This is a genomic window from Pantoea sp. SGAir0430, assembly GCF_043549295.1.
On the sequence record NZ_CP039427.1, the window covers coordinates 861,030 to 883,498 of the forward strand.

General features: G+C 56.0%; 23 protein-coding genes, 2 tRNA genes and 2 other RNA genes. 12 read left to right on the plus strand and 15 right to left on the minus strand.

The window, feature by feature from the left end; translation table 11 throughout:
- Positions 1-10: 10 nt before the first annotated feature.
- Together E7738_RS04165 and gapA are read right to left on the minus strand one after the other, a co-directional pair.
- A complete protein-coding gene (locus tag E7738_RS04165) occupies positions 11-886 on the minus strand; it encodes a D-hexose-6-phosphate mutarotase (RefSeq protein WP_058771253.1) in 876 nt (291 codons plus the stop codon).
- Between the two features lie 74 nt (positions 887-960).
- On the minus strand, positions 961-1,959 hold the full coding sequence (gapA, locus tag E7738_RS04170; RefSeq protein ID WP_021510061.1) for a glyceraldehyde-3-phosphate dehydrogenase: 999 nt from the start codon (positions 1,957-1,959) through the stop codon (positions 961-963).
- A 338-nt stretch (positions 1,960-2,297) separates the two neighbouring features.
- On the opposite strand from gapA, the gene msrB reads away from it, so the two are divergent.
- Together msrB and E7738_RS04180 are read left to right on the plus strand one after the other, a co-directional pair.
- On the plus strand, positions 2,298-2,708 hold the full coding sequence (gene msrB, locus E7738_RS04175) for a peptide-methionine (R)-S-oxide reductase MsrB (RefSeq protein WP_021510062.1): 411 nt from the start codon (positions 2,298-2,300) through the stop codon (positions 2,706-2,708).
- Positions 2,709-2,710: 2 nt separating this feature from the next.
- Complete coding sequence (locus E7738_RS04180) at positions 2,711-2,992, plus strand: YeaC family protein (protein ID WP_394516128.1); 282 nt, start codon at positions 2,711-2,713, stop codon at positions 2,990-2,992.
- A 35-nt stretch (positions 2,993-3,027) separates the two neighbouring features.
- Here the strand turns inward: E7738_RS04180 and pncA are convergent, their stop codons facing one another.
- From pncA to sppA, 3 genes are all read right to left on the minus strand, one after another.
- Positions 3,028-3,636: a bifunctional nicotinamidase/pyrazinamidase gene (gene pncA / locus E7738_RS04185; RefSeq protein WP_058757718.1), complete on the minus strand. Its 609-nt coding sequence runs from the start codon at positions 3,634-3,636 to the stop codon at positions 3,028-3,030.
- 16 nt (positions 3,637-3,652) lie between these two features.
- Complete coding sequence (gene ansA / locus E7738_RS04190) at positions 3,653-4,666, minus strand: asparaginase (RefSeq protein ID WP_058757717.1); 1,014 nt, start codon at positions 4,664-4,666, stop codon at positions 3,653-3,655.
- A gap of 85 nt (positions 4,667-4,751) precedes the next feature.
- Complete coding sequence (gene sppA / locus E7738_RS04195) at positions 4,752-6,608, minus strand: signal peptide peptidase SppA (protein WP_058781814.1); 1,857 nt, start codon at positions 6,606-6,608, stop codon at positions 4,752-4,754.
- A 171-nt stretch (positions 6,609-6,779) separates the two neighbouring features.
- Between sppA and E7738_RS04200 the strand changes: the two genes are divergently transcribed.
- The 4 genes from E7738_RS04200 (at position 6,780) to E7738_RS04215 (ending at position 10,768) form a co-directional block, all read left to right on the plus strand.
- On the plus strand, positions 6,780-7,331 hold the full coding sequence (locus tag E7738_RS04200) for an NAD(P)H nitroreductase (RefSeq protein WP_021510067.1): 552 nt from the start codon (positions 6,780-6,782) through the stop codon (positions 7,329-7,331).
- A 153-nt stretch (positions 7,332-7,484) separates the two neighbouring features.
- Positions 7,485-8,528 carry a selenide, water dikinase SelD gene (gene selD / locus E7738_RS04205; protein WP_241798707.1) on the plus strand — a complete coding sequence of 348 codons (1,044 nt, stop codon included), beginning with the start codon at positions 7,485-7,487 and terminating at the stop codon, positions 8,526-8,528.
- Between the two features lie 21 nt (positions 8,529-8,549).
- A complete protein-coding gene (locus E7738_RS04210) occupies positions 8,550-10,472 on the plus strand; it encodes a DNA topoisomerase III (RefSeq protein ID WP_309787035.1) in 1,923 nt (640 codons plus the stop codon).
- The gene (locus tag E7738_RS04215; protein ID WP_394516129.1) at positions 10,472-10,768 is read left to right on the plus strand and encodes a YnjH family protein; all 297 of its coding nucleotides are present in this window, start codon (positions 10,472-10,474) and stop codon (positions 10,766-10,768) included. The genes E7738_RS04210 and E7738_RS04215 overlap by 1 nt, the downstream gene beginning before the upstream one ends.
- Before the next feature lie 33 nt (positions 10,769-10,801).
- Here E7738_RS04215 and xthA read toward each other — a convergent pair whose 3' ends face one another.
- From xthA to E7738_RS04255, 8 genes are all read right to left on the minus strand, one after another.
- Entirely contained in the window at positions 10,802-11,608 is an 807-nt protein-coding gene (xthA, locus tag E7738_RS04220; protein WP_241798709.1) for an exodeoxyribonuclease III, read from the minus strand.
- A gap of 265 nt (positions 11,609-11,873) precedes the next feature.
- Positions 11,874-13,001, minus strand: coding sequence for a DDE-type integrase/transposase/recombinase (locus E7738_RS04225; RefSeq protein ID WP_196368259.1), 1,128 nt, complete (start codon positions 12,999-13,001; stop codon positions 11,874-11,876).
- Positions 13,002-13,237: 236 nt separating this feature from the next.
- A non-coding RNA gene (locus E7738_RS04230) (RtT sRNA) lies at positions 13,238-13,365 on the minus strand.
- A gap of 40 nt (positions 13,366-13,405) precedes the next feature.
- Positions 13,406-13,533: non-coding RNA, RtT sRNA (locus E7738_RS04235), on the minus strand.
- Positions 13,534-13,573: 40 nt separating this feature from the next.
- Positions 13,574-13,658, minus strand: a tRNA-Tyr gene (locus E7738_RS04240).
- A 44-nt stretch (positions 13,659-13,702) separates the two neighbouring features.
- Positions 13,703-13,787 (minus strand) — tRNA-Tyr (locus tag E7738_RS04245).
- A 144-nt stretch (positions 13,788-13,931) separates the two neighbouring features.
- Positions 13,932-14,780, minus strand: a complete 849-nt coding sequence (purU, locus tag E7738_RS04250) for a formyltetrahydrofolate deformylase (RefSeq protein WP_031280214.1) — start codon at positions 14,778-14,780, stop codon at positions 13,932-13,934.
- 57 nt (positions 14,781-14,837) lie between these two features.
- Positions 14,838-15,293: a YchJ family protein gene (locus tag E7738_RS04255; RefSeq protein WP_040679954.1), complete on the minus strand. Its 456-nt coding sequence runs from the start codon at positions 15,291-15,293 to the stop codon at positions 14,838-14,840.
- A gap of 96 nt (positions 15,294-15,389) precedes the next feature.
- On the opposite strand from E7738_RS04255, the gene rssA reads away from it, so the two are divergent.
- The 5 genes from rssA to E7738_RS04280 all read left to right on the plus strand — a co-directional run bounded on the left by rssA (position 15,390) and on the right by E7738_RS04280 (position 20,901).
- Complete coding sequence (rssA, locus tag E7738_RS04260; protein WP_021510074.1) at positions 15,390-16,295, plus strand: patatin-like phospholipase RssA; 906 nt, start codon at positions 15,390-15,392, stop codon at positions 16,293-16,295.
- A gap of 101 nt (positions 16,296-16,396) precedes the next feature.
- Complete coding sequence (gene rssB / locus E7738_RS04265; RefSeq protein ID WP_021510075.1) at positions 16,397-17,413, plus strand: two-component system response regulator RssB; 1,017 nt, start codon at positions 16,397-16,399, stop codon at positions 17,411-17,413.
- Between the two features lie 193 nt (positions 17,414-17,606).
- Positions 17,607-18,515: a UTP--glucose-1-phosphate uridylyltransferase GalU gene (gene galU / locus E7738_RS04270; protein WP_021510076.1), complete on the plus strand. Its 909-nt coding sequence runs from the start codon at positions 17,607-17,609 to the stop codon at positions 18,513-18,515.
- A gap of 23 nt (positions 18,516-18,538) precedes the next feature.
- Positions 18,539-19,879, plus strand: a complete 1,341-nt coding sequence (locus E7738_RS04275) for a UDP-glucose dehydrogenase family protein (protein WP_021510077.1) — start codon at positions 18,539-18,541, stop codon at positions 19,877-19,879.
- 14 nt (positions 19,880-19,893) lie between these two features.
- On the plus strand, positions 19,894-20,901 hold the full coding sequence (locus E7738_RS04280; protein WP_394516130.1) for an NAD-dependent epimerase: 1,008 nt from the start codon (positions 19,894-19,896) through the stop codon (positions 20,899-20,901).
- 98 nt (positions 20,902-20,999) lie between these two features.
- Here the strand turns inward: E7738_RS04280 and hns are convergent, their stop codons facing one another.
- Together hns and E7738_RS04290 are read right to left on the minus strand one after the other, a co-directional pair.
- Positions 21,000-21,407, minus strand: a complete 408-nt coding sequence (gene hns, locus E7738_RS04285) for a histone-like nucleoid-structuring protein H-NS (protein ID WP_031280215.1) — start codon at positions 21,405-21,407, stop codon at positions 21,000-21,002.
- 82 nt (positions 21,408-21,489) lie between these two features.
- Positions 21,490-21,801 carry a hypothetical protein gene (locus E7738_RS04290; RefSeq protein WP_394516131.1) on the minus strand — a complete coding sequence of 104 codons (312 nt, stop codon included), beginning with the start codon at positions 21,799-21,801 and terminating at the stop codon, positions 21,490-21,492.
- A gap of 10 nt (positions 21,802-21,811) precedes the next feature.
- Between E7738_RS04290 and tdk the strand changes: the two genes are divergently transcribed.
- The gene (gene tdk / locus E7738_RS04295; RefSeq protein WP_058757709.1) at positions 21,812-22,432 is read left to right on the plus strand and encodes a thymidine kinase; all 621 of its coding nucleotides are present in this window, start codon (positions 21,812-21,814) and stop codon (positions 22,430-22,432) included.
- Positions 22,433-22,469: the final 37 nt, after the last annotated feature.

The window sequence follows — 22,469 nt, forward strand, 5'->3', positions numbered from 1 at the left end:
CCGTTCAGCATTACTTATTGCGGATTCTCAGCGTGACGCCAAGGCGGGCAGGGGTTTCTCCGGCACTTTTCATCGGTTTGCTAATCCGCGCCGTCTCCACGCATACCATGGTTTTATAACCATCATTAGGCATATCGGCCATGCTGCAGGACAGTGCCGGGCCAGGATTCCAGGTGACAACGTCACTTTGATAATGGTGATAGACTTCAATCTGGCGTTTACCGGCGCGATCGTGGATCACGCTGCAGTCTTCCGCTGCGGTATGAATGCGATCAACCCGATCGGGATAAGTTTGTTTCCCGTCCGCTGCGCTGCCGATGGCACTGTCCTGCACCTTATCGATGTAGCTGTTGCCGAGCCCGCTGACTTCAACCTGCGCAATGTCCGCCACCTGAAAATAGCTGTGCAGCGCGGCAGTGGCTTCATAATCGCCCCAGGCTTCCAGCTCAATCTCACAGTGTTCAGCAATGCGGAAGCGCGCCAGCAGTGTGAAGTCGTGCGGCCACAGTTTTTTCGTTTGTGCATTACTTTCCAGCGTGAACGTCAGCATGACCGCATCTTCGTTCTCATCATGCGCCGTCAGCGTCCACGGCTGATTGCGGGCAAAGCCATGCGCAGGTTCACCTGCCGGACCAAACCACGGCCAGCAGACCGGCACGCCGCCGCGAATGGCTTTTCCGCTGACGAATGGCGTCTTGTCGCTGAGCCAGATGGCGGGCTGCTGACCGGCCGGTTGCCATGCCAGTAGGTGCGCACCCTGCAGGGCAATGGCGGCGCGCACTTTCGGATGGCTGATCACCAGAATCGATAATTCACCCATCTGACGCTGCGACAGGTAAGGGGTGATCTGCGTCACCACGGGCAAGTTAAAGAGCGAATTGTGCATTGTCAGACCTTCTCTCATCCAATCGAAAAAAAAGGGGCGACCGAAGTCACCCCTTGTCTGTTTAGCCGGTTAGCTTACTTAGCAGCAACCAGTGCAATCAGATCCAGAACCTTGTTGGAGTAACCGGTTTCGTTATCGTACCAGGAAACCAGTTTCACAAAGTTGTCGTTCAGAGCGATACCGGCTTTCGCGTCGAACACGGAAGTCAGGGTTTCGCCGTTGAAGTCGGTAGAAACCACGTCGTCTTCGATGTAGCCCAGCACGTCTTTCATGTCACCTTCAGCAGCGGCTTTGATGGCTGCGCAGATGTCTTTGTAAGACGCTGGTTTTTCCAGACGAACGGTCAGGTCAACCACAGAGACGTTTGGTGTTGGTACGCGGAACGCCATACCGGTCAGTTTACCGTTCAGCTCTGGCAGAACTTTGCCTACTGCTTTTGCTGCGCCGGTAGAAGATGGGATGATGTTCTGCGCTGCACCGCGGCCGCCGCGCCAGTCTTTGTGAGACGGGCCATCAACGGTTTTCTGAGTGGCGGTGGTGGCGTGAACAGTGGTCATCAGACCTTCAACGATACCGAACTTATCGTTGATTACTTTAGCCAGCGGCGCCAGGCAGTTGGTGGTGCAGGAAGCGTTAGACACGATGTCCTGGCCGGCATATTTGTCGAAGTTGGCACCACGAACGAACATTGGGGTGTCATCTTTAGACGGGCCAGTCAGAACCACTTTCTTCGCGCCGGCAGTGATGTGTTTACGTGCGGTTTCGTCGGTCAGGAAGATACCGGTTGCTTCAGCAACAACGTCAACGCCCACTTCGTCCCATTTCAGGTTAGCCGGGTCTTTCTCAGCGGTAACACGGATTTTTTTACCGTTAACGATCAGCGCGCCATCTTTCACTTCTACGGTGCCGTCGAAACGACCGTGTGTAGAGTCATACTTCAGCATGTAAGCCATGTAATCGGCGTCGAGCAGGTCGTTGATCGCGACGATTTCGATGTCAGAACGCTGCTGAGCAGCACGGAAAACGATGCGACCGATACGGCCAAAACCGTTGATACCTACTTTGATAGTCATATATTCCACCAGCTATTTGTTAGTGAATAAAAGGTTGGCTGTAAAATTACAAAAACCTTACCAGGCGTCAAGCGGAATCGTGTCAATTGTTGCGACAGGTCAATTCCAGCGCCAGGAATAATTGGGTGCGCAAACGCTTGCGCAGCGCCCTTATTGCGCACCTATCTTACGCCGAATGCAGACTAAAAAGGGATGACTGTTGCAAAGAGTGATCGTCATCACAAAATTGCGCAGTGCTGGTCGGGGCAAAAGCATCCGCACGAAAAAAGACCCGGAAGATGTTGTTCGTTTGTTAGAATACTAGACGATTTTTACAGAATGACACTCCGGAACTCAAAATGGCTAAAGACACCGCACCCGAGGCAAAAATTGCCCAGCTGTCGGAAATGCAGCGCTACGTCACTCAGCATCGTGGAACCGAACCGCCTTTCACCGGCGCGCTGTTGCACAACAAGCAGGAGGGTATCTATCACTGCCTGGTCTGCAACGCACCGCTGTTTCTCTCCGAAACCAAGTATGACTCCGGCTGCGGCTGGCCGAGCTTTTATCAGCCGTATAACGATGAAGCTATCCGCTATCTGGAAGATGACTCGCACGGTATGCACCGCGTCGAAATCCGCTGCGGTAACTGCGACGCCCATCTGGGCCACGTCTTCCCGGATGGCCCGCAGCCAACCGGTGAGCGCTATTGTGTCAACTCAGCGTCGCTGAACTTTACCGACGAGCAGGGCAATCAGCACGAGGGCTGAGCATGAAGCAGGAACTGGAAGCAATGCTGGCGGCGATGACGCCGGAAGTCTACGAGCGCCTCGCCACTGCGGTGGAAACCGGCAAGTGGCCAGACGGCGTGGCGCTGACGCAGGATCAGAAAGATAACTGTCTGCAGCTGGTGATACTGTGGCAGGCGCGGCACAACGACGAACCGCAGCACATGACCATCGGTAAAGGCGGCGAGATGGTGATGAAGTCGAAAAAACAGCTGAAGGAAGAGTGGGGAATCGAGTCCGACGTGACGCGCATTAACCTGCATTGACCGGCTGCAGGGCTGGAGAGTTCCAGCCCTGATTTTCAGATAATGACCGCACCCTGCGCCTGCATCTGCGCGATCGCGATCTCGCTGTCGTCCGGATTGAGATTGACGCCCCGGCAGCCTTCCTGCACCACTTCAACGTGATATCCCAGTTCCAGCGCATCCAGCACGCTGTACTTCACGCAGTAATCGGTCGCCAGGCCCAGCATCACCAGGTGAGTAATGCCGCGCTCGCGCAGCCAGCTGTCGAGCTCGGTTTTGCGGCGGTGCCCGTTATCGAAAAAGGCGCTATAGCTATCCACATCCACATCGCCGCCTTTATGGAACACCGCATCAATCAGACTGCGATCGAGATCCGGATGGAAATCCGCGCCGTGTGAGTGCTGCACGCCGTGATCCGGCCACCAGATCTGCGCCAGGCCATTCAGTTCACCGAGCGTATACACCGGCTCGCCAGAGACCGAGGCAAAGCTGCCGTGATTGGCCGGATGCCAGTCCTGCAACGCCACCACGCATTCACCGCGCGCGCGGAATTCGCGTGCATAGCGATTAGCAACGGCAACCGTCTGGTCACCTTCACGCACGGCCATCGGGCCGCCGGGGCAAAAATCGTTCTGAATATCGATGATTATCAATGCCCGCTTCATGGGATTTTGCTCCGTATCAGTCTTCGGTCAGTTCGCCACGTAAATTCTGCTGCATTTTGGCACGAATTTCAGCGCTGGTGAGGTTCTGGCTTAACAAAAAGTGCAGTTTAGTCAGGGTGGCCTCGACGGTCAGATCAAAACCACTGATCACGCCGGCGTGTTCCAGTGCATTGCCGGTGGCGTAACCGCCCATATTGACCTTACCGGACATGCACTGCGTCAGGTTCACCACCACAATGCCGCGCTCGCTGGCCTGCTGCAGTTCGGCAAGAAACTCGGCGTTTTGTGGCGCGTTGCCCACACCGTAAGAGCGCAGAATCAGCGCTTTGACCGGCTGACGCAGGAAATTGCGCACCACGTCGGCAGAGATGCCTGGATAGATGGTCACCACGCCAATCGGCTGAGGCGTGATCGGATGGACGATCAGCTCACCGCTGCCGCGCGGTGCCGGCGGCGTATTGAGACGGCGAATATGGATGCCCGCTTCCAGCAGCGGCGACAGGTTCGGTGAGGCAAACGCATTAAAACCGTCGGCGTGGGCTTTGGTGGTGCGGTTACCGCGGAACAGCGTGTTGTTGAAGAACAACGCCACTTCATTAATCGGATAGTTGGCCGCGACATACAGCGAGTTCAGCAGGTTCTGCTGACCGTCTGAGCGCAGCTCGGCCAGCGGGATCTGCGACCCGGTGACGATCACCGGCTTGGCCAGGTTCTCCAGCATGAACGACAGCGCCGACGCGGTGAACGCCATGGTATCGGTGCCATGCAGAATGACGAAACCGTCATAGCGATCGTAGTTCAGCTGGATGTCGTCAGCGATTGACTGCCAGTCCTGCGGCGTCATATCCGAGGAGTCAATCAGCGGGTGGTATTCGTGGATGGTGAAATCCGGCATTTCCGGACGGTGAAACTCTGGCATCATCGCCAGCTGCTGCTGCAGATGGCCAGAGACCGGAATGTAACCCTGCGCGGAGCGTTGCATGCCGATGGTCCCGCCCGTGTAGGCTACATAGATATTTTTCTTTTGCATGAATGGACTCAGACTTGCCGTAAAACGCGCAGTATAAGGGGATTAGCGGGGAAAAGCAGCCCGACCAGCGGCCGGGCTGTAAAGATTAGCGTACGTTGCCGCAGGTCAGGCAGAACGCGTAACGGTTTTGCGGATCGTTGAGATTATTCATCAGGCCCGGCTGCGCCTGCAGCGCGCCCATCACTTCGCTGACCGGTGCCGGCAGCCACACTTTCAGCGCGGCCGGCAGCACGGCCTGCGCCGACGCATTCATCTGGTTAAGCAGCAGGTCGATCATCCCCGGATCGTCCTGATACCAGCTCAGTTCAGGTTTCGCGACCTTCGCCAGCTCGGCGGCTTTGGCTACCGCATCGTCGAAGTCGCCCAGCGCATCCACCAGCCCGTTGGCTTTGGCATCGCTACCGGTCCAGACGTGACCCTGCGCAATGGCATCAATCTGCTGTGGCGTTTTATGGCGTGACGCCGCGACCAGACCGACAAAGTTGCGATAACCATTTTCAATGGTCAGCTGCATCAGCTGCTGCACTTCAGTCGGCAGCGCTTTGGTGGTCGACACATCCGCCAGCGGCGAGGTGGCAACGCCATCGCTGTGCACGCCGATGCTGCTCAGGCTGTTCTCCACCGTATTGATCACGCCGAAGATGCCGATCGACCCGGTCAGGGTGCTCGGCGCAGCAACGATGTAGTCGGCCGGCGTGGAGATCCAGTAGCCGCCCGATGCCGCCATGCCGCCCATTGAAACCACCACTGGCTTACCGGCGTCATGCGCCGCCGCCAGCTCTTCGCGGATGGCTTCAGAGGCCGTTACGCTGCCGCCCGGGCTGTTGACGCGCAGCACGATAGCTTTGATTTTGTCGTCGAGGCGGGCGTCGCGGATCTGTGCAGCGGTGGTGTCGCCACCGACGTTGCCGGCGCTCTCTTCGCCGTCCATGATGGCACCACTGGCGAGAATCACCGCAATGTTGCCATCCTGCTGCGTCGGTTGTTTGACGTTGTAGTCATAGATGCTGACGTTGCGGTAGTCGTTGCTGGCTTTATCCCAGCCAAAGGTTTTCACCAGCTCGCGATCGGCGGCAGCGCGCGAATCCAGCACATCCACCAGTTTGTTATCCAGGGCATATTTAGCGGTATCGCCCTGAACGGCCTGCAGACCGCTGATGATGCCCGCCGCCCCCGGGAACAGCTGCTGCGGCGTGATTTGCCGGTTGGCGGACACCGTGTTGAGGTAGTTCTGCCACAGCTGGCCGACCCAGCGGCCATCAGCATCGCGCGCTTCCGGCGACATATCATCACGCAGGAAAGGTTCAACCGCGGACTTATAGGTGCCGACACGGAACACGTGTGAGCTGACTTTCAGCTTATCCAGCAGGGATTTGTAATACAGGCCGTTGGTGGCGAAACCGTGCAGATCTACCGTGCCCTGCGGCGACAGATAGACCTTCGTGGCGTAGCTGGCGAGATAATATTGCGCCTGGCTATAGCTGTCGCCGAGGGCAAAAATGGGTTTGCCCGCGTCGCGGAATTCGCGCAGTGCCTTACCCACGTACTGCAGCGAAGGCTGATCGCCGCCGGCAAAATCGCGCAGATCCAGCACCATGCCAGTGATATTTTTATCGCTCTTTGCCTGACGAATGGCATCGACCACATCAAACAACGAATTTTCCTGCAAACGATCGCTGCTGGCACCCAGCAGCTGGCGGCTGATGCGGCTCAGACGATTGCTGACCGACGGTTTGTCCACCAGCACGCCGCTCAGATCGACTTTCAGCGCACCCTGCTGCACCGGTTCACTGCTGCTGGCGCTGGATAGCTGCAGCCAGATGCCGACGCCGGCCAGAATTAACACAATCAGGAACAGATTCAGGATAAATTCCCGGATAAAATTCAGCACCCGCCAGCTCCAGCGGAACAGGCCAGCAATAATTCGCCACAATGTGCGCATAAACTCTCCATATTCACGTAGCCAGGGCAGCCGGTATGCGGTCTGCCCCGATGTCGGGTTCATCCTAAAGAGCAGCGTGCGAAAAGTCAGCAGGAAATCGCGCCAGACTGTTACAAAAGATCGCGCTGTGCCAGGATTAGCCCACGCTTTGTTAATCACGGGAGAATCAAGATGGATGCACTGGAATTACTGGTAAACCGTCGTTCAGCGTCGCGTCTGACCGAGCCGGCACCGGCCGGTGAGGTGCTGCAGAATATTCTGCACGCGGGTATGCGCGCACCGGATCACGGCACGCTGCAGCCGTGGCGCTTCATCATCATTGAAAATGAGGGGCGCGAACGCTTTAGTCATCTGCTGGAGCAGGCCGCACGCGACAGCCAGCTGGATGACAAAGCCATTGAGAAGGCCCGGATGTCACCGTTCCGCGCGCCGATGATCATTACCGTTGTCGCGCACTGCGAAGCTTCCGCCAAAGTGCCGCGCTGGGAGCAGGTCGTGTCCGCGGGCTGCGCGGTGATGGCGATGCAAATGGCGGCCGTCGCGCAGGGCTTTAACGGCATCTGGCGCAGCGGGCCATGGACCGATCATCCGCAGGTACGCGCCGCCTTTGGCTGCCGCGAGCAGGATGCAATTGTGGGTTTCCTCTACCTCGGTACGCCGCAGCTGAAAGCCAATACCACCGTGGTCGCGCCCGACAGCGAGGCGTTTGTCAGTTATTTCTGACAGACAGCAGCGGGTTTCTGCGGCAAGGTGCATGCAACGACTCTGATTGCACAGTCGCTGTGCGAAAGATCGCGCTTAGCGGCGACAGCGCTTACCAGCAGCGGGCAGCCAGGCTAACATAGCCCTCTCTGTTCAGCGCACAAGGAACCCGCCATGAGCGAACCGCTTCGTTTGACGCAATACAGCCACGGCGCTGGCTGCGGCTGTAAAATTTCACCTCAGGTGCTTGAGACCATTCTGCACAGCGAACTGGCTGCCTTTCACGATCCGCAACTGCTGGTCGGCAATGAAACCCGTGACGATGCTGCTGTGTACGATCTTGGCAACGGCACGGCGGTGGTCAGCACCACTGACTTCTTTATGCCCATCGTTGACGATCCGCACACCTTTGGCCGTATCGCGGCCACCAACGCCATCAGTGATATTTACGCCATGGGCGGCAAACCGATCATGGCCATCGCTATTCTCGGCTGGCCGGTTAATGTGCTGGACGCGAAAGTGGCACAGCAGGTGATTGAAGGCGGTCGCGCGGCCTGCCAGGCGGCTGGCATCGCGCTGGCGGGGGGCCACTCAATCGATGCGCCGGAGCCGATTTTTGGCCTTGCCGTTACCGGCATCGTTGACGTGGCGCGCGTGAAAAAGAACAGCGCTGCGCAGGCGGGCTGCGAGCTGTTCCTCACCAAACCGCTCGGCATCGGTATTCTGACTACCGCAGAGAAAAAAGGGCTGCTGCGTGCGGAGCATCAGACGCTGGCGGCGCAGGTGATGTGCCAGCTCAATAGCGCAGGGGCGGAATTTGCTAAACTGCCCGGTGTCAGCGCCATGACCGATGTCACCGGCTTTGGTCTGCTGGGGCACCTGAGTGAAATCTGTCTGGGCTCCGGCCTGCGCGCACACGTGCAGGCCGCACAGGTACCGCGTCTGCCCGGCGTGGACCAGTACATTGCGGCCGGCGCGGTGCCGGGCGGCACCAGCCGCAACTTCGCCAGCTATGGCGAGCACATTTCTGCCTTGGATGAGGCCACGCGCGCACTGCTGTGCGATCCGCAAACTTCCGGCGGACTGCTGGTGGCGGTACAGCCTGACGCTATTGCGGCGTTTCGCGCGTGCGCGGCGCAGGCTGGCGTTGAGGCCACGGTAATTGGCTCGCTACTGCCGGCAGACCACGCCCATCCACTGATTACTGTAGTCACCTGACGTAAAGGAACGACGCCATTCATGCGTTTGTTTATTGCTGAAAAACCCAGTCTGGCACGCGCCATCGCCGATGTGCTACCCAAACCGCATCGACGTGGCGACGGCTATATTGCCTGTGGTAATGACCAGGTTGTGACCTGGTGTGTCGGGCATCTGCTGGAGCAGGCGCAGCCTGACAGCTATGACAGCCGCTATGCGCGCTGGAATCTGGCGGATTTACCCATCATCCCGGATAAATGGCGCCTGCAGCCGCGCCCGTCGGTGGCGAAGCAGCTCAAAGTGATCGAGGGTTTACTGCAGCAGGCCAGCGTGGTGGTGCACGCCGGTGACCCGGATCGCGAAGGACAATTGCTGGTCGACGAAGTGCTCGATTATCTGCAACTGCCGGCTGAAAAGCGCCAGCAGGTGCAGCGCTGCCTGATTAACGACCTGAATCCTGCGGCGGTCGAGCGCGCGGTGAGCCGTCTGCGCGAGAACCGTGAATTCATTCCATTGTGTGTCTCGGCGCTGGCCCGGGCGCGCGCTGACTGGCTGTATGGCATCAACATGACGCGCGCCTGGACGCTGCTGGGCCGCAACGCCGGTTACGACGGCGTGCTCTCGGTGGGACGCGTTCAGACGCCGGTGCTGGGGCTGGTGGTGAGGCGCGATGAAGAGATCGAAAACTTTGTGCCGAAGGATTACTTCGAGGTCAAAGCGCACATCGTCACACCGAAAGAGGAGCGCTTCGTTGCCAGCTGGATCCCCAGCGATGCCTGTGAACCGTGGCAGGATGACGAGGGCCGTTTGCTGCATCGTCCTCTCGCTGACCACGTGCTTGAACGTATCAACGGCAAACCGGCGTGGGTTACCGGTTACAACGATAAGCGGGAGTCAGAAACGGCGCCGCTGCCATTTTCCCTCTCCAGCCTGCAAATCGAGGCGGCGAAGCGTTTTGGCCTGAGTGCCCAGACGGTACTGGACTGCTGTCAGCGTTTGTATGAAACCCATAAGCTGATTACGTATCCGCGTTCAGACAGCCGCTATCTGCCGGATGAACATTTTGCCGGACGTCATGCGGTGCTGAACGCCATTCAGGCGCATCAGCCGGACGTGTCGCTGCCAGCGGATTTCAATGCGGATCAGAAAAATCGCTGCTGGGACGATAAAAAAGTGGATGCGCACCATGCCATCATTCCTACGGCGCGCGCCAGCAAGGTGAACCTGAGCGACAATGAAGCCAATATTTACGCTCTGATTGCGCGCCAGTATCTGATGCAGTTTTGTCCCGACGCGGTATTTCGCAAATGCGTCATCGACCTCGATATCGGCGGTGGCAGGTTCGTTGCCAAAGCACGTTTTCTTGCCGAAGCCGGCTGGCGTGCGCTGCTGGGCAGTAAAGAGCGCGATGAAGAGAATGATGGCACGCCGCTGCCGGTGGTGAGTAAAGGCGATGAGCTGTTGTGTGAGCGTGGTGAGGTGCTGGCGAAGCAGACTCAGCCGCCGCGGCCGTTCACCGACGCCACGCTGCTGTCGGCCATGACCGGTATTGCCCGCTTTGTGCAGGATAAAGAATTAAAGAAAGTGCTGCGTGCGACCGATGGTTTAGGAACGGAAGCGACGCGTGCCGGCATCATAGAATTGCTGTTCCGCCGTACATTTCTGGTGAAAAAAGGTCGCTATATTCACTCAACCGAGGCGGGCAGGGCGCTGATTCATGCGTTACCTGAGATGGCCGCGCGGCCGGATATGACGGCGCACTGGGAGTCAACGCTTACCCGCATCAGTGAAAAAGCCTGTCGCTATGATGAGTTTATGCAGCCGCTGGTCAGTACCTTAATCGGACTAATCGGTGAGGCGCGCCAGAGGCCGTCGCTGCAGGCTTTTCGTGGATTAGCCGCGACCGGAGCGAAGACGCGCAGTAAAGGCAAAACGCCCCGGCGCAAAACGAAGGAGACGGAATAATGCGTTACGCAACGCTGTTGCTGAGTGGGCTGCTGCTGTGCAGCCATGCCGCGCTGGCTAATCGCCAGCCGGAGCCCGCGCGAATGGGCAATACCGATGTGGTGGCGGATATGCCGCCGGAAGTGTGGACGCAGGGGCAGAATCGTCAGCAGAACAACTGCCTGCAGTGCTGTATCTATGAAAACCGCAGCTACTCCGAAGGCGCCGTGGTGAAAGCAGAGGGCGTACTGCTGCAGTGTGCGCGTGATGAAAAAGTGCTGGGTACCAATCCGCTGATTTGGAAAATCATTAAGTAAGCGGGCGTGGCGCGCAGGCGCCACGCTGTTCAGTTACAGCCTGAAACTGGACCACACTGGCGCGTGATCGGACGGCTTTTCCATACTGCGAATGTCGTAGTCGATGCCGCTGTCGATGCAGCGTGATGCCAGCGGTGGGCTGGCCAGCAGCAGATCGATGCGCAGACCGCGGTTGTCATTAAATCCTTTGGAGCGATAGTCGAACCACGAGAAGCGATCTGCGGTTTCCGGGTTTTTCTCACGCCACGTATCGACCAGCCCCCACTGCAGCAAACGGTCCATCCACTCGCGCTCTTCCGGCAGGAAAGAGCATTTGCCGGTGCGCAGCCAGCGCTTGCGGTTCTCTTCACCAATACCAATGTCCAGGTCGGTACTGCTGATGTTCATATCGCCCATGATCAGCACCGGCTTGTCGGCCGCCAGTTGCTGCTCGAGATAGCTTTGCAGGTCGCGATAGAACTTCTCTTTGGCCGGGAACTTGATGGGATGGTCACGGCTTTCCCCCTGCGGGAAGTAACCGTTGATGACAGTGATATCGCCTATCGGGCTGGGAATTTCTGCCATGATCAGACGTCGCTGGGAATCTTCGCCGTCATCGGGAAAACCGCGTCGAACTGCCACCGGCTGCGTCTTCGTCAGCAGCGCCACGCCGTAATGGCCTTTCTGGCCGTGATAAAACACGTTGTAACCGAGCTTGCTGACCTCTTCCAGCGGGAACATGTCATCGTGCACTTTGGTTTCCTGCAGGCCGATGACATCCGGTTGATGCTGTTCAACCAGCGCCGCCAGCTGATGAGGGCGTGCGCGCAAACCGTTGATGTTAAAAGAGACAAATTTCATTTCGCTGCCATTTTTCGTCGCAAAAGGTTGCGGCGATGGTAACCAGGTTTGCGGCAAAAGTCATGGCTTGCGTCATAAGAGCGTGCCGATAAGAGCGAGAGGCAGAACGCAGGTGATTTATCGTGGTGGACGCAGGATAGCGGGGTAAGACAGGCGATGACGTTCAGCTTAGGAGCGTTGATGTGAATATCCAGGTGCGCATTAAGGTACGACCGGGCACATGGGTAACAGATCAGACCGGGCACACAGGTAACACTTTTTGTGGTCAGTCGATCCGGATAATACGCTTTTCTGCCCGGTCATAATACGCAAGGATGAGCCTGTCGAAGAGGATGACGTCAATGCCGTCGTCCACTTCCAGGAACCGCACGTACTCGCCCCGTAACGCTGCGCTCAGGAAGGTCCGCCCGTTCAGCCTCAGGTCGCCTTTTTCACCGACTTTGTACAGCTTCGCCCCCTCCGGATAACCCACCTCCGGCACTTTTCCGTTCCATTTCCGCGGTGAAGGCGTCCATATTTTTGCGGGCGGCTGCTGCCCGTGTGCCTCATGCGGCTTTTCCTGATTGAACTCGTTCCGCCATCCGCTGCACCACGCCTGCTGCTCTGGCAGCGAGCCAAAGACGTCGTGATGGCTCATGGCGACCTTCAGCGACCGGTGCATCCGCTCGTGGCGGGCGTTCTGCCCCGGACAGCCCGGTGCGGTTCTTTCCGGCTGTATCCCCAGTTTTATCAGCCACACGCTCAGCTGCGTCAGCGCGAGGATGCCCGGCGCAACGAAGGGCGAGCCGTTGTCGGTGCGGATAACGTCGGGCAGCCCGCCTTCCAGGAAGGCCTTTTCCATGCAGCCGCGCACGAACACCGTGGTCTCCGACGTGCCCGGCTCGCAGGACAGCAGGTAGCGGCTGTGGTTATCGGTGAGCGTGAAGGGGCGGCACCAGCTGCCGTCTTTCAGGCGGAAGCGCCCTTTAAAATCAGCGCTCCAGACGTGGTTATTCCTCACGGGTGTCGTGAGACTGCGCAGGTTGCCCGGCGTTCGCTTACGCGGCGTCCGCGGCTGCACCATTCCCGCCGCCTTCAGCAGGTCGCCGATGGTGCTGGCGGCGGGCACGATGAAGTCAGCGCCGTTGCTGAGGAACCAGTGGCGGATTTTTTTTGGCCCCCAGTCGGGGTGCTGCTGGCGGAACTGAACAAGGCGCGCGGCGATGTCGGGGGCGATTTTATCGGGCTGGAGATGGCGGGCGCGGGAGAGATTTTCAAGCGAGGAGAGCTCGCCGGGGTTAAAGCGGCTGAGCCACTTGTAGCCGGTTTTGCGGCTGATGCCGTGGCGGTGACACAGCTGCGTCATGGATTCCCCGCCTGCCTGGCAGGCGAGGATGAATTCAAGGCGTTGCATGGTAACAGTCTCAGTCCAGGGCATAGTGAGTCTCCTCTGCTATGCCGTTTATAACTGTTACCCATGTGCCCGGTCTAAAGTGTTACCCATGTGGCCGGTTTGTACCTTAATGCGCACCCTACCAGCCCCAGTCTCATAGGTAAGATATCAGTACGCACCACTGTAGGGGCGCCATTGATGGCGACCTGGCATTGCCTGAATTCAGAAGACAACTGGAGGAGAAGTGCAGCATGAGATGGTGGCGGGAGAAGGATTATTCGCCGCAAGCGGCTCACCCTGCGGGCCGCGCTGACGCGCGTTGTCTCACTGCGTTCGACCCGAACCTTCGGTCGAAGCTTCTCATCCTTCTCCAGGTGTTATTAACTGGCTTTGTTGACTGACTGGAAGAGGAGTGCAGCATGAAATGGTGGCGGGAGAAGGATTATTCGCCGCAAGCGGCTCACCCTGCGGGCCGCGCTGACGCGCGTTGTCTCACTGCGTTCGACCCGAACCTTCGGTCGAAGCTTCTCATCCTTCTCCAGGTGTTATTAACTGGCTTTATTGACTGGCTGGAAGAGGAGTGCAGCATGAGATGGTGGCGGGAGAAGGATTCGAACCTTCGAAGTCGATGACGGCAGATTTACAGTCTGCTCCCTTTGGCCGCTCGGGAATCCCGCCAGGGATATGAAGCTCAGAAGATTCAGGCACAGAATGGATTCAGATGGTGGCGGGAGAAGGATTCGAACCTTCGAAGTCGATGACGGCAGATTTACAGTCTGCTCCCTTTGGCCGCTCGGGAATCCCGCCACTGGCCTGAATCTTTATGCCTGAAAGCGGGGCGCATCATACCAAATGCGTTCAGTCTGTAAAGCGCCCACAGTAAAAAACTCAATCGTTTGCCCACTTTTTACGCGCGGCGCTGAAGAGTTGCGCAAATCAGCGCCGCAGTGGTTAAAGAATGATCGTGCGGTTGCCGTAAACAAACACGCGCTGGCCCAGCACTTTATACAGCGCGCGGCTCAGTACATTCTTTTCCACGTCGCGTCCGGCACGCATCATCTCTTCAGCGGTATAGCTGTGATCGACGTTAATCACGTCCTGCATGATGATCGGGCCTTCATCCAGGTTGTCGTTCACGTAGTGCGCGGTGGCACCGATGATCTTCACGCCGCGCTCATAGGCCTGATGATAAGGACGGGCGCCAATAAAGGCTGGCAGGAACGAGTGGTGAATATTGATGATCTGGTTGGGATAACGCTGCACAAACGCCGGCGTCAGCACGCGCATGTATTTCGCCAGCACCACGTAATCCGGCTGATAGCGATCGATCTCATCCGCCATGCGGTTATCGTGCTCTTCGCGCGTCAGGCCTTCATGGCTGACCAGCACGAACGGGATGTCAAAACGCTCGACCAGCGAACGCAGCGTTTCATGGTTACCAATAACGGCGGCGATTTCCATGTCCAGACCACCAAAGGCACTCTTCATCAGCAGATCGCCCAGGCAATGCGCCTCTTTGGTGACCAGAATCACCACGCGGCGACGTCCGGCGCTGTGCAGCTCACGTACCGAACCGGTCGGCAGCGCGCTGTCGAGGTCAGCCAGCAGCGTGTTGTCGTTGAAAATGCCTTCCAGCTCTGTGCGCATGAAAAAGCGCCCGGTACGGTGATCGACGAACTCATTGTTCTGCACAATGTTCAGTTCGTGCTTGTAGCAAATGTTGGTGATCTTGGCGATCAGACCTTTGGCATCGGGGCAAATGGTCCGTAAAACTTTTCGTTGCATGGTTTGCGCTTGCATCTCGATCAGAGTCCTGTCAAAGCGATGAATGGTGAAGCTGTTGGGCATCTGTCCAGATTAGCCACAACATTTTTTGTATTTTTTATCGGAGCCACAAGGACAGCGATCGTTACGCCCTAACTCCGGCGTTGTTCCGTCGACATAGTACCAGCGTTGATCCTCGCGAAGAAAGCGTGAACATTCATACAGGCTGCAGGTACGGCCTTTTTCGAGATAACGCGCAAAAAAAGTCACGAAGGCTTCATTCTCATGGCTTCCGTGATTACAACGGGTTACATTCAGGCCAAGCCATTCTGTGGTGGCGAAACTTTCGGATAATAGCGTCTCCAGTCCGGCCACGCGCTGGCTGGGATGCCAGGTTTCTACCAGCCAGGCGGCGTTTTGCTTAACGTAAGCGCTGTAACGCGAGCGCATTAACTGTTCAGCGCGCTGTGGCGTTTGTTGCCCGTTCAGAAAGGGCTGACAACATAGGCTATACTGCTCTCCGCTGCAGCAGGGGCACTTTTCGGACACATCATCTCCTGAGAGTGATTAAAGTTAATGAAAGTGTGCGCTATGTTAGCCGACTGGCCAGCGTGAAGCTACGCATCAGGTTGATCACGAGGTGAGATGAGAAAAGTCAGGATTGGGCTGGCCCTGGGATCGGGCGCTGCCAAAGGCTGGGCGCATATTGGTGTCATCAACGCGCTGGAGCGCGCCGGTATTGAGGTGGATGTCGTCGCCGGCTGTTCCGTCGGCGCACTGGTGGGTTCTGCCTACGTCAACGGCCGTCTGGCGTTGATGGAGAAGTGGGTCAGCGCGTTTCGCTACTGGGATGTTATCCGTCTGATGGATCTCTCCTGGCAGCGTGGCGGCCTGCTGCGCGGTGACCGGGTGTTTAGCCATATCCGTCAGCTGATCCCTAACGAGCTCATCGAAGACGCGGATAAGCGCTTTGGTGTGGTGGCAACCAACCTCAGCACCGGACGCGAGCTGTGGCTGACCGAAGGGGATTTGCACCAGGCGGTGCGTGCTTCGTGTAGTATGCCAGGCTTATTGCCTCCGGTTGGCTACAATGGTTATTGGCTGGTGGATGGTGCGGTGGTCAATCCGGTGCCGATTTCGCTGACCCGCGCGCTGGGCGCTGACATTGTGATTGCCGTTGACCTGCAACATGATGCGCACCTGATGCAGCAGGATCTGCTGTCGGTCACGCCGCAGAGCGGTGAAGAGGCGGCAGCGGCAGAAGCACTGAGCTGGGGCAAAAAACTGCGCCAGCGTCTGATGGGGTTGACCCATCGGCGCGCCAGCCAGTCTCCAGGCGCGATGGAAATTATGTCTACGTCAATCCAGGTTTTGGAAAATCGCCTGAAACGTAATCGTATGGCAGGCGATCCGCCGGATGTGCTGATTCAGCCTTTTTGTCCGCAGATTTCAACGCTGGACTTTCATCGGGCTGAAGAGGCCATTGCGGCAGGCAAGGCCGCCGTGGAGAAAAAAATGGATGAACTATTACCGCTGGTCCGTAGCAGATAATCAGTTGTTCATTCACGGGGGTTGTGACTTCAGCCAATTCTGAAAGGCGCAACGGCGTTTTATGAACCACTATTGAAATATCTGGTACGCAGGGGGAGAGAATGGAAAAACCGCTAATCGGCAAAAAGATACTCATTGTCGAAGATGAGGTCGTTTTCCGTTCATTGCTGGACACATTGTTAACTGGCCTCGGAGCCAGCACGTTCGAAGCGGGCGACGGACTCGACGGCCTGAATTTACTCGCCGCGCAGTCGGTGGACCTGGTCATTTGCGATCTGGAAATGCCGCGCATGGGCGGTATTGAGTTTGTCGAGCGAATTCGTACACGCGGTAATAGCGTGCCCATCCTGATCATCTCCGCCACGCAGAACATGGCCGACATCGCCCACGTGCTGCGCCTTGGCGTGCAGGACGTGCTGCTCAAGCCGCTAAAAAACCTGGAACGTTTCCGTGAAGCGGTGTTTGAGTGCCTCTATCCTTCGATGTTCACCTCGAAAGTGGAAGAAGATGAACAGCTGTTTCAGGACTGGGATGCCCTGGTGCGCGATCCGCTCGCTGCCGCCAAGCTGCTCAAACAACTGCAACCGCCAGTCCAGCAAACCATCGCCAGCTGCCGCATAAACTACCGTCAACTCACCATGGCGGAACAGCCGGGGCTGGTGCTGGATATTGCCGCGCTGTCGGACAAAGATCTGGCGTTTTATTGCCTGGACGTGACGCGTGCCGGCGACAACGGCGTGCTGGCTGCATTATTGCTCAGAGCACTGTTTAACGGTTTATTGCAGGAGCAACTGTCCGGGCAAAAGCAGCGTCTGCCGGAACTCAATGGTCTGCTACGCCAGGTGAATATGCTGTTGCGTCAGGCCAACCTGAACGGTCAGTTCCCGCTGCTGGTGGGCTACTACCATCGTCAGTTGAAAAATCTGATTCTGGTTTCAGCCGGCCTGAATGCCACACTGCACATCAATACTCAGCAAATCCAGCTCAGTAACGGCGTGCCGCTTGGCACTATGGGCAGCACCCATCTTAATCAAATCAGCCAGCGCGCCGATGCCTGGCAATGTCACGTCTGGGGAGCCGGCGGCCGGCTTCGCCTGATGTTATCGTCCGAAGAATAGCCACTCAGATTTATATTTTCCGCGGGTTAAAGACAGGGCCAAAGCTTAGCTTTACACTTGGGTAATAGTCTTAAATTCCGCGGATTAACTCCATCCAGGATAAATCCGTCTGACACTAACTGATATACTCATTTCGTTTTTTAAACCGACATATCAAGTATTAACTTGAACGGCCTATTAAGAGAGGTATTTGATGTCTGCCTATAAGTCTAAAGTAAAAAAAGCGGTAATCCCGGTTGCAGGTCTGGGTACGCGTATGCTGCCTGCCACCAAAGCTATTCCAAAAGAGATGTTACCGCTGGTCGATAAGCCGTTGATCCAGTATGTCGTGAACGAGTGTATTGCTGCGGGTATTAATGAGATCGTGCTGGTTACGCACTCCTCTAAAAACTCCATCGAAAACCATTTTGATACCAGTTTCGAACTGGAAGCGATGCTGGAAAAACGCGTGAAGCGTCAGCTGCTGGATGAAATCCAGTCAATCTGCCCGCCACACGTCACCATCATGCAGGTACGTCAGGGTATCGCCAAGGGCCTCGGTCACGCCGTGATGTGTGCTCATCCGCTGGTCGGTGATGAGCCAGTCGCGGTGATTCTGCCAGACGTGATCATTGATGAGTACGAATCTAACCCAACCAAAGATAACCTGGCAGAAATGCTGACGCGCTTCGAAGAGAGCGGTCGCAGCCAGATCATGGTTGAGCCAGTTGCCGATGTCACCGCTTACGGCGTGGTTGACTGCCAGGGCGCAGAGCTGGCACCGGGCCAGAGTGCACCGATGGTGGGCGTGGTTGAGAAGCCAAAAGCCTCGGAAGCGCCATCTAACCTGGCGGTAGTCGGTCGTTACGTGCTGTCTGCGGACATCTGGCCTCTGCTGGCGAAAACCCCTCCGGGTGCTGGCGGCGAAGTACAGCTGACCGACTCCATCGCCATGCTGATGGAAAAAGAGACCGTAGAAGCTTACCACCTGACCGGCGTGAGCCACGACTGCGGTAACAAACTGGGTTATATGCAAGCTTTTGTTGAGTATGGCGTGCGTCATCCGGTGCTGGGCAAAGATTTCGCTCAGTGGCTCGACGGCGTTGCAGGCAACAAAAAGTAATTCATTAAGCACAGGATAATTCAATGAAAGTCACTGTATTTGGTATCGGCTATGTCGGTCTGGTTCAGGCTGCGGTGTTGGCCGAAGTCGGACATGACGTTCTCTGTATTGATGTCGACGAAAAGAAAGTCGAAAACCTGAAAAAGGGCATCATCCCAATTTTTGAACCGGGCCTGACGCCGCTGGTTATGTCGAACTATGAAGCGGGGCGCCTGAAATTCAGCACCAACGCAGAAGAGGGCGTAAACCATGGCGTAATGCAGTTTATTGCTGTGGGCACGCCGCCGGATGAGGATGGCTCTGCCGACCTGAAATATGTGACTGCGGTTGCGCGTACTATCGCGCAGCACATGAACGATCACAAAGTCGTCATCGACAAATCTACCGTACCGGTAGGCACCGCTGACCGCGTGCGCGCGGTGATGAGCGAAACGCTGAAGCAGCGTGATGCCAATATCGCGTTCGATGTGGTCTCCAACCCGGAGTTCCTGAAAGAGGGCGCCGCAGTTAACGATTGCATGCGTCCGGAACGTATCGTGGTGGGCACCGACAATGATGAAGTGGTCGAACTGCTGCGTGAACTGTACGAGCCGTTTAACCGTAATCACGATCGCATGATTCTGATGGATATTCGCAGTGCAGAGCTGACCAAATATGCAGCTAACTGCATGCTGGCGACCAAAATCAGCTTCATGAACGAGATTTCCAACCTTGCGGAACGCCTGGGTGCTGACGTGGAAAAAGTACGTCAGGGCATCGGTTCTGATTCACGCATCGGTTATCACTTTATTTATCCGGGCTGTGGTTACGGCGGTTCCTGCTTCCCGAAAGACGTGCAGGCGCTGATTCGCACTGCAGAGTCAATCGGCTACACCCCGCGCCTGTTGCAGGCGGTAGAAGACGTCAACGATTCGCAGAAGAACAAGCTGCCGACGTTTATCAAACGTCACTTTGGCGACGATCTGCGTGGCAAGACGTTTGCGCTGTGGGGGCTGGCGTTCAAACCGAACACCGACGACATGCGTGAAGCCTCAAGCCGCGTGCTGATGGAAGCACTGTGGCAGGCGGGCGCAACGGTGCAGGCGTTTGATCCGGAAGCGATGGAAGAAGCTCAGCGCATCTACGGCCATCGTGACGATCTGAAGCTGTGCGGCACTAAAGAAGCTGCGCTGCAGGGCGCTGATGGTCTGGTGATCTGCACCGAGTGGCAGAACTTCCGTGCTCCGGATTTCGACGTGATTAAATCCTCGTTAAAACAACCCGTGATTTTTGATGGTCGTAACCTGTATGATCCGGAGCGTATCAGCAAACGCGGTTTCGTTTATTATGCAATCGGCCGCGGAGCGTCTATTCAAATTGTGTAATAAATGAGGGATGTATGAATTTTCTGGTCACCGGCGCGGCAGGATTTATTGGTTTTCACGTTAGTCAGCGTTTGCTGGCTGCCGGTCACCAGGTTGTTGGTATCGATAACCTGAATGATTACTACGATGTCAGCCTGAAACAGGCGCGCCTCGACCAGATTACCGCACATCCCGCGTTTACTTTTCTTAAAATGGACCTGGCAGATCGCCAGGCCATTTCTTCCCTGTTTGAACAGTATGCTTTTGCGCGTGTGATCCATTTAGGTGCACAGGCGGGTGTTCGCTATTCTATCGAGAATCCGCACGCCTACGCTGATGCCAACCTGATTGGTCACTTAAATATTCTGGAAGGTTGCCGTCATCATAAAATTGGCCACCTGCTGTATGCTTCATCAAGTTCGGTTTATGGCCTGAACCGTAAAATGCCGTTCTCCACGGATGATTCGGTTGATCATCCGGTATCACTTTATGCTGCGACGAAAAAAGCCAACGAATTAATGTCGCATACTTATTCACACCTTTACCAATTACCCACCACCGGATTGCGCTTCTTTACCGTTTATGGTCCGTGGGGCCGTCCGGATATGGCGCTGTTTAAGTTCACCCGCGCGATGCTGGCCGGTGACGCGATTGATGTGTATAACCGCGGCCAGATGACACGTGACTTTACCTATATTGATGATATTGCCGAAGCGATTGTGCGTTTGCAGGACGTGATTCCGCAGGCAGATGAAAACTGGACGGTGGAAAACGGCTCGCCTGCTACCAGTTCGGCGCCGTATCGTGTGTACAATATTGGCAATAGTCAGCCTACCAGCCTGATGACTTACATTGAGTCGCTGGAAAAAGCGCTGGGGATTGAGGCGAAGAAAAATATGCTGCCGATGCAGCCCGGCGATGTATTAGGCACCAGTGCAGACACCCAGCCGCTGTATGACGCGATAAATTTCCGCCCGCAGACCAGCGTAGAGCAGGGCGTGCAGCATTTTGTTGACTGGTACCGCGACTTCTATCAGCAATAAGTCGCGATAAAAAAAGGAAGCCAGCGGCTTCCTTTTTTCTTACCCGGTGTAAAACAGAGCACAGCGCCAGGGCTGGCATGCTGCGAAGCACTGGTTCCTTACAGCAGGAAATCGTCCAGTTGTTTACCTTGTTCTTCAATCGCTTTTTTAATCACGGCTGGCGTACGTCCCTGGCCGGTCCAGGTACGGTTCTCACCGTTCTCGTCGACGTAACCATACTTCGCCGGACGTGCCGCGCGTTTGGCTTTACCTGGCGCTTTGGTTTCCGCTAATGCCTGCAGCAGTTCGTTTGGATCAATACCGTCTGCCATCAGCATTTCACGATATTGTTCCAGCTTACGGCTGCGCTCGGCATTTTCCGCCTGGGCAAGAGATTCTTCTTCACGACGTTCATTCACCACAACCTCAAGTTTTTCCAGCATCTCTTCCAGTGTTTCCAGAGAGCATTCCCGAGCCTGCGCGCGCAATGTACGGATATTATTAAGAATTTTAAGTGCTTCGCTCATTGTCCTAATCTCAAAATATAATAAATGGAGTTGTTCTGCCGCCTCATAATAGTGGCGGTGAAAAATAACTGCAATAGCCAGATTAAAAAGCAAAACGTAAAGTTAATGTTGTTAAGCTTTTTAAGGCGCTATTTATTATTCTTTTTATAGATTTGATAGCACAGGTTTTGCAGGGATAAATACCGCTGTGCCCCTTTCGCCCGGGCATCAGCGCTAATAATGCTGAATAAAATTGCTGCATGATGACGGCTTTGACATAACGTGCGAAATGTTGATAACGATGCTGCTGATCTATGACGATGACGTTAATTTGAGCAGTTGATAAAAATAATGCATCGCAACAGTGCAGCAGCTTTATGATAGACTCACGCGCAACAGTTTCAGGCAGTGACAAGAGACATTTTATGGCGCAACTCTATTTTTATTACTCAGCGATGAACGCGGGAAAATCCACCGCACTGCTGCAGTCTTCCTACAATTACCATGAGCGCGGCATGCGTACGCTGGTGTATACCGCGGAAATTGACGACCGCTTCGGCGCCGGAAAAGTCAGCTCGCGTATTGGTCTTTCGTCTCCGGCTTTTTTATATAACGCGCAGACCAACCTGGAAAGTGAAATAGCGGAACAGCACGCGAAGCAAACGGTTCACTGTGTACTGGTGGATGAGAGCCAGTTTCTGACGCGGGAGCAGGTGAAAGCCCTGTCGGACGTGGTAGATAATCTGGATATTCCGGTGCTGTGTTATGGTCTGCGTACCGACTTTCGCGGTGAGTTATTTACCGGCAGTCAGTATTTACTGGCCTGGGCCGATAAGCTGGTGGAATTGAAAACCGTGTGTCACTGTGGACGCAAAGCCAGCATGGTGTTACGACTGGATGCGCAGGGTAAACCGTTCAGCGAAGGGGAGCAGGTGGTGATCGGTGGTAATGAGCGCTATATCTCTGTGTGCCGCAAGCACTATAAACAGGCGATTAATGACGGCTCGCTAAACGCCATTTACGGTTCACAACTGCCTCACGCCTGAATAGCCGCAGCATAAAAAAACCCGCCGCAGCGGGTTT

Bases quoted from the DNA above. Each gene is read 5' to 3' on its own strand.
- E7738_RS04165 (WP_058771253.1), bottom strand. From the start codon at position 886: ATGCACAATTCGCTCTTTAACTTGCCCGTGGTGACGCAGATCACCCCT.
- gapA (WP_021510061.1), bottom strand. From the start codon at position 1,959: ATGACTATCAAAGTAGGTATCAACGGTTTTGGCCGTATCGGTCGCATC.
- msrB (WP_021510062.1), top strand. From the start codon at position 2,298: ATGGCTAAAGACACCGCACCCGAGGCAAAAATTGCCCAGCTGTCGGAA.
- E7738_RS04180 (WP_394516128.1), top strand. From the start codon at position 2,711: ATGAAGCAGGAACTGGAAGCAATGCTGGCGGCGATGACGCCGGAAGTC.
- pncA (WP_058757718.1), bottom strand. From the start codon at position 3,636: ATGAAGCGGGCATTGATAATCATCGATATTCAGAACGATTTTTGCCCC.
- ansA (WP_058757717.1), bottom strand. From the start codon at position 4,666: ATGCAAAAGAAAAATATCTATGTAGCCTACACGGGCGGGACCATCGGC.
- sppA (WP_058781814.1), bottom strand. From the start codon at position 6,608: ATGCGCACATTGTGGCGAATTATTGCTGGCCTGTTCCGCTGGAGCTGG.
- E7738_RS04200 (WP_021510067.1), top strand. From the start codon at position 6,780: ATGGATGCACTGGAATTACTGGTAAACCGTCGTTCAGCGTCGCGTCTG.
- selD (WP_241798707.1), top strand. From the start codon at position 7,485: ATGAGCGAACCGCTTCGTTTGACGCAATACAGCCACGGCGCTGGCTGC.
- E7738_RS04210 (WP_309787035.1), top strand. From the start codon at position 8,550: ATGCGTTTGTTTATTGCTGAAAAACCCAGTCTGGCACGCGCCATCGCC.
- E7738_RS04215 (WP_394516129.1), top strand. From the start codon at position 10,472: ATGCGTTACGCAACGCTGTTGCTGAGTGGGCTGCTGCTGTGCAGCCAT.
- xthA (WP_241798709.1), bottom strand. From the start codon at position 11,608: ATGAAATTTGTCTCTTTTAACATCAACGGTTTGCGCGCACGCCCTCAT.
- E7738_RS04225 (WP_196368259.1), bottom strand. From the start codon at position 13,001: ATGCAACGCCTTGAATTCATCCTCGCCTGCCAGGCAGGCGGGGAATCC.
- purU (WP_031280214.1), bottom strand. From the start codon at position 14,780: ATGCAAGCGCAAACCATGCAACGAAAAGTTTTACGGACCATTTGCCCC.
- rssA (WP_021510074.1), top strand. From the start codon at position 15,390: ATGAGAAAAGTCAGGATTGGGCTGGCCCTGGGATCGGGCGCTGCCAAA.
- rssB (WP_021510075.1), top strand. From the start codon at position 16,397: ATGGAAAAACCGCTAATCGGCAAAAAGATACTCATTGTCGAAGATGAG.
- galU (WP_021510076.1), top strand. From the start codon at position 17,607: ATGTCTGCCTATAAGTCTAAAGTAAAAAAAGCGGTAATCCCGGTTGCA.
- E7738_RS04275 (WP_021510077.1), top strand. From the start codon at position 18,539: ATGAAAGTCACTGTATTTGGTATCGGCTATGTCGGTCTGGTTCAGGCT.
- E7738_RS04280 (WP_394516130.1), top strand. From the start codon at position 19,894: ATGAATTTTCTGGTCACCGGCGCGGCAGGATTTATTGGTTTTCACGTT.
- hns (WP_031280215.1), bottom strand. From the start codon at position 21,407: ATGAGCGAAGCACTTAAAATTCTTAATAATATCCGTACATTGCGCGCG.
- tdk (WP_058757709.1), top strand. From the start codon at position 21,812: ATGGCGCAACTCTATTTTTATTACTCAGCGATGAACGCGGGAAAATCC.